Consider the following 10379-nt stretch of genomic DNA (forward strand, 5'->3'; position numbering starts at 1 on the left):
GTGCGGAAGGCACGAGACCACGGCGGTATTCCCGACCGCGATCGCGCCAAAATACGAAAGCGAAAAAGATCTCGACAAGGCCCGCACCAAGACCTGCGCTGATCAATTCACCGCCAACAAGGCAACCAACGCCAATGGCGGCTTGGTGTGGATCGAGAAGGATGGCGGCTATTACGCGGAGTGCATCATCCGATTGAAGGGATGACAGCAGCGCCGGTTTTTCCCAAGTCGGACGTCAATCGCAATCACGCTGAATGCACGCCCAACATGCTGCCGCTGGCACTGGCGGCGACCTTGCCGCTGCGCTAACAGAACCTCTCCCGGGCCGTCGAGAGGCCTGTTCCGCCAAGGAGCGTGCTGTTGATCATCTCCGCGATGCAAGCTGGTCTCGGTATCGCATCGGGAGCGCTGGTCGGCTTTTCGCTCGGCCTGATCGGTGGCGGCGGCTCGATCCTGGCCGTGCCGCTGATGGTGTATGTGGTCGGCGTTGCCGATGCCCATATTGCGATCGGAACCAGCGCGATCGCCGTCGCAACCAACGCGGCGATCAATCTGTTCAACCATGCCCGTGGCGGCACCGTGCGCTGGTCATGCGCCATCCCCTTTGCGGCGGCTGGCATTGCCGGCGCGCTGGTTGGCTCGATTTTCGGCAAGCTGCTCGATGGCCGCAAACTGCTGATGCTGTTCGCGCTGTTGATGCTCGTCATTGCCGTGCTGATGCTCAAGACACGTAGCCGTGCCGGCGTGCCCGACGTGCAGATCAGCCGGGACAACATGCCGGCGATCCTCGGCCTCGGCCTTGTCACCGGGGTGCTATCCGGCTTCTTCGGCATCGGCGGCGGCTTTCTGATCGTGCCGGCCTTGATGCTCGCAACGGGCATGCCGATCATCAACGCGGTGAGCTCGTCGCTGGTCGCGGTGACGGCGTTTGGCCTGTCCACCGCCGCAAGCTATGCCTGGTCGGGGCTGGTTTCATGGCAACTGGCGGGGCTGTTCGTTGCCGGCGGACTGGCCGGCGGCCTGATCGGCACTGGCCTGGCGCGCTCGCTCTCGGCGCAGCGCGGGGCGCTCAATATCGTGTTCGCCTCTGTGATTGTACTCGTGGCCCTCTATATGCTTACACGTAACGTGTTCGCATTCTGGTCGTAGATCAGACGTCAAATGAAGAGAGGCGGCCGGAGACAGCCAATGAAATTTACCTGGGATTCCATCGCGCTCAGCCGGCGCCGCCTGTTGCGTTCGCTCGGCGCATCGGCTGCTGCGCTCGGCATCGCACCCCTGGCCGCGCGCGCCGAGACCGAACAGGTCCTGACCGAAGCGCTGGTGCTGCGCGACCCGGATATTCCGGTGGCAGGAAATGCGTCCGGCGACATCTCGATCATCGAATATTTCGACTATCAATGCCCGTATTGCCGCAAGGTCGATCCCGAACTGCAACAGGTCGTCCACGACGACGGAAAAATACGGCTGATCTGGAAAGACTGGCCGATCCTGGGGCCGATGTCGGTGACGGCCGCGCGGATGGCGCAGGCAAGCAAATTTCAGAACAAGTTCGTCGAGGCGCACGACGCGCTGATATCGGTCAATTCAAAGCTGACGGAGGCCAAGATTCGCGAGGCGCTCGCCGGCGGCGGCATCGACATGGACCGGCTCGATCGCGACCTCGCCGCGAACGCAAGTGCCATCGACGCCACATTGGCCCGCAACAACGAACAGGCGAGCGCATTCGAATTCCGTGGCACGCCATCCTTCATTGTCGGAAAATTCCGCGTGCCTGGCGTGCTGACCATGGCGCAATTTACCCAGGCGATCTCCGATGCACGAAAAGCGGCCGTCGGCAGAAAATAGCCGCCGCGGCCGCCGATGTCATGCCAAAGCCGCTTCCTCAGCGCGACGACAGCCTGATCCAGTCTTCGTGAGCGCGGGCTTTCATCGCGCGCCAGTCGGCGGACGCGACATCCCAATTGACGATGGTTCGCCCGGAAGCCGCATTCGGACCGCTTGCGACCGTCGATGTCGATTGTGAATCATGAATATAGACGCCGGCGATCAGCAGCAGCGCGCCCAAGACCATTCCCAGGATGACCTGCATCGCTTTGCCTCCGAATTGCTGGCGCGACAACGAGCCGGGCCGGTATTGGTTCCGCGGACTTCAACACCTATCTTTGCGCCAGCGTTTCAGGCGCCTGACATGACTGCGAGGAGATGACATGGCCGACAAGAACAACAAGGTTGCAATTGTGACGGGGGCAGCGCGCGGTATCGGCGCCGCGATCGCCGGGCGTCTGGCCGCGGACGGCTTTGCCGTTATCGTCAACTATGCCGCGAGTGCAGGGCCCGCGGAGAAGCTTGTTCGCGAAATCGAAGCGCGCGGCCAGCGGGCCATCGCGGTGAAGGCCGACGTGAGCGACGCCGGCTCGGTGCGCGGCATGTTTGAGGCCGCCGAAAAGACGTTCGGCGGCGTCGATGTGCTGGTCAACAATGCCGGCATCATGAAGCTGGCGAAAATCGCCGACTGCGAGGACGCCGCTTTCGACGAACAGATCGCGATCAATCTCAAGGGAAGCTTCAACAATATGCGCGAGGCGGCAAGGCGGCTGCGCAACGGCGGCCGCATCATCAATTTCTCGACCAGCGTGGTCGGTACCAAGCTTGAAACTTACGCCGTCTATACCGCGACCAAGGCTGCGGTCGAGGCGATGACCGCGATCCTCTCGAAGGAGCTGCGCGGCCGCCAGATCACGGTCAACGCCGTGGCGCCCGGCCCGGTCTCGACCGAGATGTTCCTCACTGGTAAATCGCCGGAGCTGGTCGAACGGATGTCGAAGATACCGCCGCTCGAGCGGCTCGGCACCACCGATGATATCGCCTCGGTCGTGTCCTTCCTCGCGGGTGCCGAGGGCGGATGGATCAACGGTCAGGTGCTGCGGGCCAATGGCGGCCTGGTGTAGGAATTTCCAAGCGCGCCGCTTCTAGCGGTCGGCGAAGGCCTTCCACCTGTCGAACTGCACCGGCTTGAGGTTTGTCCTTTCACTTTCCAGGTCAGCTATGCGCTTGGCGGCGGCCGTCATCGCGGCTGCCGCGCGGTTATAGCTCTCGGCGGAGCGCTGGAACGGAAATACGAATTGACCCTTCTCCACCCTGTAGACTCCGAATTCCCTGATCAGCAGCTCGACGCATTTTCCGTAAGCGCCGTAATATTCAAGGCGCGCCGCGAGCAGCTTGGAGACGAAGGCCGTGATCTCCTTGTTCTGCTCATCGATCATGGCCATGAACCTGACCACGGTATCGCTTCCCACCTTCAGTGAACGCACTTCGGTTTCGGCTTTGTCGCGCTCGGCTTTGACCAAAGCGAGATAGGGCGGCTCGAAAGCCGTAGCGTTGCTTTCCGCGATCTTCAGATCGCGGCGAAGCACCTCGAGATCGTCGCGGCCGGCCGTGCTCAGGTCGGTCGCTTTCGAAACAGTCGCCGGTTCGGCGTCATTGAGCCGCTTCCGGGCGGCGGCATCGAGCGTCGCCGCCTCCCGTTTTGCCAGCGCAACAAGTCTCACGACGTTGTTGGTTGGAAATTTTTTCAGCACCTGATCCAGTTGGTCGGGATCGGCGGCGCCGCGCAGGGCGTTCTGCCCCTCCCGGGTCGAAAGCACCTCCTGATACTTTGCGAGATCCCCGACGTAATAGACGAGACCCAGGCAGACGATCGCGAAGCCGGCGAAAATGCACAGCAGCAGGGGAACCACTCTTGGTGCGCTCGCTCGGCGATTGCTGACCGTCTTCACGCGTGGATCACTCCGCTTGTCGCGCCCATCATGAACCCTGTTGCCGGGGTTTGTGTAGATGCTTTTGCGGCGCACCGCCGCCGCGTGTCGCCACGCCTGATTTGCCCGACGGGCAAATCAGCGAAATTCCTGTCCAGCCCTTTGGGAAAAAATATTTCGCGTTTCGGTTTGGTAGAAGCAGCACTACTGATTCCGCCGTCCTGCACCTGATCAAGAGGGGCGTTTCGCGATCGTCACGAACGTTGGGCGCGGGATGCGGTGGACGCCGGGCTCATCGACTGACGAGCGATGGGACGGCGGACGGCGAAGTCGTGTGGTCTTGATGCCTCGACGCTGGCGTTAACACAGCGACAACGCGTGCGCGTTGCGCTGGGGATGGTGACAACGAAGCCCGATCACCAAAGAGAGCACGAAGGAACCCGTTAAAACCACTCGCGCAGGGAAGGCCGGGGACTCCGGCGAACCTGTGGTGACTAACTCGTGTGCTTTCTTTTGCTGCACGCGAGGCTGCGGGTGCGCCTACGCACCCGGTCTTCCCTGCGCCCTCGATATTTCAGGGGGCGATGTCCAGGCAAAACTCAGGCGAGATCGCGCCGTGAGAATGCGGACATGCATCTGCTGTTTGAAAGTTGAAACTATTGACGTCGTCCCGGGCAAGCGAACGCGCGACCCGGCACCGGTAACCACAAATTTGCATCATTGAGACCGCTGTGGCCGCCGCTTTGAATGAGACACGCATCGATGGTTATGGGTCCCTGCCTGCGCAGGGACGACACCCTATTTGCGGAAAGGCCACCACCTCACGCTAAGCCGCCTTGGCCTGAACGCTGTCGCAGAACTCGGCGAGCCGGTCGGCGAGGCGCAGCGTGGCCGGGCTGGCACCGGGCGCGGCGACCAGCGCCACCTCGGTGCGGTCGATCGGCGAAAAGCCGTCCTTGGCGGTCAGCACGCGATGATCGGCCTGGATCGACATCTCCGAAAGAATCCCAAGGCCCATGCCGGCCGCGATCGCCGCCTGAATACCGGCCAGGCTCGAGCTTGAATAGGCCATGTGCCAAGGGCGCCCCTCGCTCTCCAATGCGTGGATTGCGCTTGCGCGATAGAGGCAGCCGAGCGGAAAGCCGATCAAGGGCACCGAGCCTGCCTTGGTGTCGACCGGATGGCTCTTGCTGGTGACCCAGTGCACGCGCTCCGGCCACACCGCAATGCCGCCCTTTTCTCCGGCGGGGCGCTTGAACAGTGCCAGATCGAGATCGCCGTGTTCGAGGTCACGCTTCAGATTGAGGCTTTGATCGGCGCGCACATCCAGCCGCAGGCCGGGATGCGAGCGCGAAAACGACGCCAGCAGCTTGGCCAGCCGGTAGGCGGCGAAATCTTCCGGCACGCCGAGCCGTACCGCGCCCTCGTTGCTGGGCCGGGCCAGCACGTCGCGGGCCTCTTCCTCGAGCGCCAGCAGCCGCCGCGCATAGGACAACAGCCGTTCGCCGGCCTCGGTCGGCGTCACGTCCTTGCCGTTGCGGTTCAGGAGTGGCTGGCCGACGTCGTCCTCCAGCCGCTTGATCTGCTGGCTGACGGTGGACTGCGTGCGATGAACCCGCTCGCCGGCGCGGGTGAAACCGCCGGCATCGACCACGGACACAAAACTGCGCAACAGCTCCAGATCCAGCATGGAAATTGTCCATTTGTTTTTCCACTGGATGGAAGTTTAATATTTAATTTGCAAATAGCAAGGGAGGGCCTACATCGGACCCACTTGACGGAGAATTCCGATGTCGCTCGCACCCTCGATCACAATGTCCCGCCCCGCTTTCAATTCGCTGCCGCTTTACATCGTCGTGTTCTGCCTGCTCTGGAGCTTCGCCTTTGTCGCAGGCAAAACCGCCGTCACCTATTGCCCGCCGCTGATGCTTTTGGCCGCGCGTTTTTCGCTGGCCGGAGTTTTGATCCTCGGGATCACCGCGTTGCGCGGCGAGCGCTGGTCATTGTCGTTAAGGGACACGTTGGTGTTCGCGCTGATCGGCGTCGCCAACAACGCGCTTTATCTTGGTCTTGGCTACACCGGCCTGCAGAGCGTCTCCGCCGGCATCGGCGGGTTGATCGTCAGCGCCAATCCGGTGTTTACGGCCGTATTCGCGGCGCTGCTGCTCAACGAGCAACTGACCTGGCGCAAGATTACGGGACTTGTGCTGGGCCTCTTCGGTGTCGGCCTCATCGTCTGGCATCGCTTGGCGATCGGCACCGACAGCCTGCACGGCATTCTCTTCACCTTTGCATCGCTGGCCTCGATCGTGGTCGGAACCATTCTGTTCAAGCTGCTGGCGCCGAAAGGCTCCTTGTGGGTCGGCAACGGCGTGCAGAATCTCGCCGCCGGTATTGTGCTGATCCCGTTTGCGTTCACGCTGTCCAGCGTGAGCGAGATCGTGCCGAACATGCAATTGTTGGGCTCGTTTGCCTTCCTGACGCTCGGCGGCTCGGTTTTGGCCTATGTGATCTGGTTCCACCTGCTGCGGGTGTGCGGCGCCACGGCCGCCAGCGCCTATCACTTTCTGATGCCGCCGCTCGCTATGGTATTCGCCTGGCTCGTGCTCGGCGAGCACGTTGCGCTCCGCGATCTCGCAGGCATTGTCCCGGTCGCGATGGGTATCTATCTCGTGACACGGCCGGCAGCGGCCACTCCATCTCCCGTTCCGCGATAGGAGAGATCGATGTCCTCGCTTGCGCTCACATTGATTGGCGGACCGACCGCTCTGATCGAAATCAACGGCTTCCGCCTGCTCACCGATCCGACCTTCGACGTGCCCGGCACCTACCAATTGCCGCATGTGAAACTCGAAAAACTCTCCGGACCCGCGCTGGCCGCGGAGGCGATCGGCGAGATCGACGCGGTACTGCTCAGCCACGATCAGCATGCCGACAATCTCGACGAGTCCGGCAAGCACTTCTTGCCCAAGGCAAAACGCGTGCTCACCACGGAGATCGGCGCCAAACGCCTCGGTGGCAACGCCGAGGGACTTGCGCCCTGGGCCTCGGTCGAGCTCAAGAAGAACGGGCGATCGCTGACCGTGACGGCAACGCCGGCGCGCCATGGCCCGGCCGGCATCGAGCCGCTCGCGGGCGACGTCATTGGCTTCGTGCTGAGGCCGAAGGACGCAGCTCCGATCTATGTCAGCGGCGACACCGTGTTTTACGATGGCGTAGCGGAAGTCGCGCGGCGTTTCAGGTGTGGCGTCGTCCTGCCATTTGCCGGCGCCGCACAGACCCGGGGGCCATTCCACCTCACGATGGACGTCAACGACACCATCGAGACCGCACGCACCTTTTCGGATGCCGTGATCGTGCCGCTCCATACCGATGGCTGGGCGCACTTCAAGCAGAATGCGGCCGACCTGCGCATGTCATTCGATGCGCTCGGTTTCGGTCAACGTTTGCGGATTCTGGAGCCCGGGGTGAAGACCGAGGTTGCGCTCGCAGGCTAAAGCGCCAGATAATCCGTCGCGATCTAATCCTTGCGGAATACGATCGAGGCCATCCATCCGGTCATCAGCGCCATGAACGCGGTGAACGCGCCATAGAGCAGCCCGTCCTGGCGGGCGGTCGTCGCGACGAACTGCTCGAAGCCGACCTTGACGATGTCGAAGGCGGTTTCGGTCCGTGTGATCAAGGCGCCCTCGGAGAACAGCTTGATCTCGACCGTGTAGGTCCCGATCGGCACCGCGGCGGGCAGCGGAATGCCGGTGCGGAACAGGGTCGGGGTCAGGAATGTCACCGCCGACGTCTCTTCGCGATAGAGCCCTTGCTCGCTGCGCAGCCGGACGAAAGCGCTGCGGAAGGCGTCATTGGGCACCACGTCGGCGTAGTCGGTTCCGACCCGCTGGGTCAGCAGCACGTTGGTCAATCCGAGCTGCTGCCGCCGCTCCACCTCGGGCGAGGCGATCGCATCGAACGGGCGGTTGGAAAACAAAGCGAGATAGGTCGGCACCTGCAGGAACTCGCGGTAATCGGTGTTGATCCAGATGCCGAACCTGCGTTCCTTGCGGCGCGTCACCATGTCGGCGCGCGGACCCATCACGGTGACGACGAGATCGTAATTGTTGTGGCTCACGGGCGTCGAGGCGTCCCGTTCGACCGAGCCGAACAGCACCAGCTCCTCGCCGGAATAATTCGGCGTCACGGTCACACGGTGGTTGGAGACGGAGACGATCAACCGTTCCGCATGCGCCGGCGAAGTGGCCGCGATCGCGCCAAGCGCGAACAGCAATCCGGCGGTGGTGGCGAGCCGGCGTCCGCTCATGCGGCGCCTCCGGCTTCGCGGATGGTGAAGAGATCGTCGGGCCGGATGACGAGTTCGACCGCGAAGCGGATCCCGACCGCAAGAATCAGGAGTCCGAGCAGAAGCCGCAGATGCTCGCCGCGAATCTTCTGCCCGGCACGTGCGCCGAACTGGGCACCGGTGACCCCGCCGATCATCAAGATCAGCGCCAGCACCGCGTCGACCAGATGATTGGTGACGGCGTGCAACAAGGTCGCGAAGGTCATGGTAACCAGTGTCAGCACCATCGAGGTTCCGATCACGGTCGAGGTCGGCACCCGCAGGAAATAGATCATGATCGGGACCAGGATGAAGCCGCCGCCGATCCCCATGATGGCGCCGATGAAACCGATGATCAGGCCGACGGCGACCACCGGGATCACGGACAGGTAGATCTTGGAGCGCTTGAAGCGCATCTTGATCGGCAGGCCGTGAACCCAGCCGTGGCTGCCGGAGCGGCGCATCGACACCGTGATGCCGCGCCGGACGCGCAGCATCGAGCGCAGGCCCTCCCAGAACATCAGCCCGCCGACGGTCGTGAGCAGCAGGACGTAGGAGAGTGCGATCATGAGGTCGAGTTGGCCGAGCGAGCGCAATAGCGTGAAGGTCCACACGCCCAGCGCCGTGCCCATGGTGCCGCCGCATAACAGCACCAGCGCCAGCATCGGGTCGATGGCGCGGCGCCGCCAGTACGAAATGGCGCCGGAAAACGACGAGGCGGCGATGTGGCTGGCGACGGAGGCGACCGCAACGGCCGGTGCGATGCCGATGAAGATCAAGAGCGGCGTCATCAGGAAGCCGCCGCCGATGCCGAACATGCCCGAGACGAAACCGACCGCTGCGCCCATGGCCAGCAGCAGAAAGATATTCACCGGAATGTCGGCGATCGGAAGATAGAGCTGCACGCGCGTCGTTTCGGAATTGACCGTGAGGCCGGCCGAAACCGCCCATGGCCTGGTTTCATCGGGAGCGCGGCACTGGTGGTCCGCAGATCAAATCTGCTCCCTCAGGCCGCCTCCCTGCATAGCCGAAATTAGCGGCCTGAGGGATTAAAGAATCCGTATGCGCCGGCTTTTTCGTCTGAGGCTGCCCGGTACTTTCCGGCGTGGTGAAAAATAAGGATTAATGCGCGGCAGCCGGCGGCGTCTGCACTTGCGCGGTGCGCTTGGCGACCGCCGGCCTGATCGCCGGCTTGGTGTTCGCCGCCGGGGCCGGCGCCGAATCCCATCCGCCCGCGGGTGCCGCCACATTGACGGCGTCGTCGGGCTGCGGTTCGGGCATGAAGGTCTGGATCGCGAGCTTGGCGGCGGCCAGCGACTGCGCGTCGAGGCGCTTGGCGATGTCGTCGCGCTTGCGGCCGGCATCGACGTCGCCTTGGGCGGCGGCGAGGCTGAACCACTTGAAGGACTCGGCGAGGTTCTGCTCGACGCCGATGCCGCGGGCATAGAGAATGCCGAGATTGTACTGGCTGTCGGCGATGCCGTGGTCGGCGGCCTTGCGGAACCATTGCGCGGCGCTCTTGTAGTTCGCGCCTTTGCCGCCGCCATCTGCATCCAGTACGGCAAGGTTATGCATCGCCTTGGCGTTGCCGCGCTCGGCGGCCTGCATGTAATAGCGGCGGGCGATATCGACGTCCCGCTTCACGCTGAGGCCCTTCTCGTAGAAGGTGCCGAGGCGGAAGACCGCCGGAATCACGCCAGCCTGTGCCGCGCGATCGAACCATTTCGCCGCTTCGTCGTAGTTGGTGGCAACGCCCTTGCCTTCGGCAAAGCGCACGCCGACCTCGTAGGCCGCGGTTGGATCGCCCTTCAGCACGGCTGCGCGCAGAACCGGACCGCCGATCGCTTCGGGCAGCCTTTCGGACGGCGGGACCTGGATCATCGCGAGTTTGCCGGTGCCGGACGGTGCCGACGAACGCGGGATCGTTCCTGTGACGTCGCTGGCAGGCGGGATCGACGGTGAGACCTGGGCCTGCGGAGTGGTGATCGAGGCGGCGTTGTCGCCGGTCGCGTTGTTGAACGATTGCCGTCCGATCGGGGTCGGCGACGTCAACGACGGCATCATCGGCGCCGTCGTGCCTGGACTGGCGCTTCCACCGGCGGGAGCCACCGCCGGGACATCCGAGGAGCTTTCGGCCGCCGGCATGGGCGCAGGTGCGCCGCCGTCCAGCAAATTCATCGCCATCTTGAACGAGCCCAGCACGATCACCACGACGCTGGCGCCGACCAGGAGCGAGCGGATCTTCGAGGTAATGGTCGAGGCGCCCTTCGCCTGGCCGGCACCTTGCGCGG

Annotated in this window: 10 protein-coding genes and 2 pseudogenes; 6 read left to right on the forward strand and 6 right to left on the reverse strand. The window is 63.4% G+C overall.

The annotated features are described in order from the left end of the window. From VFL62_RS17205 to VFL62_RS17215, 3 genes and pseudogenes are all read left to right on the forward strand, one after another. Positions 1–205: pseudogene (locus VFL62_RS17205) on the forward strand (hypothetical protein); the annotation flags it as partial. A 158-nt stretch (positions 206–363) separates the two neighbouring features. Further along, positions 364–1149 (forward strand): sulfite exporter TauE/SafE family protein, encoded by a 786-nt coding sequence (locus tag VFL62_RS17210; protein ID WP_325173593.1) that lies wholly within the window; start codon positions 364–366, stop codon positions 1147–1149. Positions 1150–1188: 39 nt separating this feature from the next. Beyond that, positions 1189–1848, forward strand: a complete 660-nt coding sequence (locus VFL62_RS17215) for a DsbA family protein (protein ID WP_325173584.1) — start codon at positions 1189–1191, stop codon at positions 1846–1848. 37 nt (positions 1849–1885) lie between these two features. On the opposite strand, the gene VFL62_RS17220 is transcribed toward VFL62_RS17215, so the two are convergent. Further along, positions 1886–2092, reverse strand: a complete 207-nt coding sequence (locus VFL62_RS17220) for a hypothetical protein (RefSeq protein ID WP_325173585.1) — start codon at positions 2090–2092, stop codon at positions 1886–1888. A 118-nt stretch (positions 2093–2210) separates the two neighbouring features. On the opposite strand from VFL62_RS17220, the gene VFL62_RS17225 reads away from it, so the two are divergent. Next, positions 2211–2951, forward strand: a complete 741-nt coding sequence (locus VFL62_RS17225) for an SDR family oxidoreductase (RefSeq protein ID WP_325173586.1) — start codon at positions 2211–2213, stop codon at positions 2949–2951. 21 nt (positions 2952–2972) lie between these two features. On the opposite strand, the gene VFL62_RS17230 is transcribed toward VFL62_RS17225, so the two are convergent. Together VFL62_RS17230 and VFL62_RS17235 are read right to left on the reverse strand one after the other, a co-directional pair. Continuing rightward, positions 2973–3740, reverse strand: coding sequence for a hypothetical protein (locus VFL62_RS17230; protein ID WP_325173587.1), 768 nt, complete (start codon positions 3738–3740; stop codon positions 2973–2975). Positions 3741–4584: 844 nt separating this feature from the next. Further along, a complete protein-coding gene (locus VFL62_RS17235) occupies positions 4585–5448 on the reverse strand; it encodes a LysR family transcriptional regulator (protein ID WP_325173588.1) in 864 nt (287 codons plus the stop codon). Between the two features lie 100 nt (positions 5449–5548). Between VFL62_RS17235 and VFL62_RS17240 the strand changes: the two genes are divergently transcribed. Both VFL62_RS17240 and VFL62_RS17245 read left to right on the forward strand, forming a co-directional pair. Continuing rightward, complete coding sequence (locus VFL62_RS17240) at positions 5549–6475, forward strand: DMT family transporter (RefSeq protein WP_325173589.1); 927 nt, start codon at positions 5549–5551, stop codon at positions 6473–6475. A gap of 9 nt (positions 6476–6484) precedes the next feature. Continuing rightward, positions 6485–7255: an MBL fold metallo-hydrolase gene (locus VFL62_RS17245; RefSeq protein WP_325173590.1), complete on the forward strand. Its 771-nt coding sequence runs from the start codon at positions 6485–6487 to the stop codon at positions 7253–7255. A gap of 23 nt (positions 7256–7278) precedes the next feature. Here the strand turns inward: VFL62_RS17245 and VFL62_RS17250 are convergent, their stop codons facing one another. The 3 genes and pseudogenes from VFL62_RS17250 to VFL62_RS17260 form a co-directional block, all read right to left on the reverse strand. Further along, complete coding sequence (locus VFL62_RS17250) at positions 7279–8070, reverse strand: TIGR02186 family protein (protein WP_325173591.1); 792 nt, start codon at positions 8068–8070, stop codon at positions 7279–7281. After that, the gene (locus tag VFL62_RS17255; protein ID WP_325173592.1) at positions 8067–8993 is read right to left on the reverse strand and encodes a sulfite exporter TauE/SafE family protein; all 927 of its coding nucleotides are present in this window, start codon (positions 8991–8993) and stop codon (positions 8067–8069) included. The genes VFL62_RS17250 and VFL62_RS17255 overlap by 4 nt, the downstream gene beginning before the upstream one ends. A 217-nt stretch (positions 8994–9210) precedes the next feature. Beyond that, positions 9211–10379 (reverse strand): annotated as a pseudogene (locus tag VFL62_RS17260) (hypothetical protein); the annotation flags it as partial.

Origin of the sequence: Bradyrhizobium sp. (genome assembly GCF_035701725.1) — a bacterium.
Taxonomy (GTDB): Bacteria; Pseudomonadota; Alphaproteobacteria; order Rhizobiales; family Xanthobacteraceae; genus Bradyrhizobium.

Bases quoted from the DNA above. Each gene is read 5' to 3' on its own strand.
- VFL62_RS17215 (WP_325173584.1), top strand. From the start codon at position 1,189: ATGAAATTTACCTGGGATTCCATCGCGCTCAGCCGGCGCCGCCTGTTG.
- VFL62_RS17220 (WP_325173585.1), bottom strand. From the start codon at position 2,092: ATGCAGGTCATCCTGGGAATGGTCTTGGGCGCGCTGCTGCTGATCGCC.
- VFL62_RS17225 (WP_325173586.1), top strand. From the start codon at position 2,211: ATGGCCGACAAGAACAACAAGGTTGCAATTGTGACGGGGGCAGCGCGC.
- VFL62_RS17235 (WP_325173588.1), bottom strand. From the start codon at position 5,448: ATGCTGGATCTGGAGCTGTTGCGCAGTTTTGTGTCCGTGGTCGATGCC.
- VFL62_RS17240 (WP_325173589.1), top strand. From the start codon at position 5,549: ATGTCGCTCGCACCCTCGATCACAATGTCCCGCCCCGCTTTCAATTCG.
- VFL62_RS17245 (WP_325173590.1), top strand. From the start codon at position 6,485: ATGTCCTCGCTTGCGCTCACATTGATTGGCGGACCGACCGCTCTGATC.
- VFL62_RS17250 (WP_325173591.1), bottom strand. From the start codon at position 8,070: ATGAGCGGACGCCGGCTCGCCACCACCGCCGGATTGCTGTTCGCGCTT.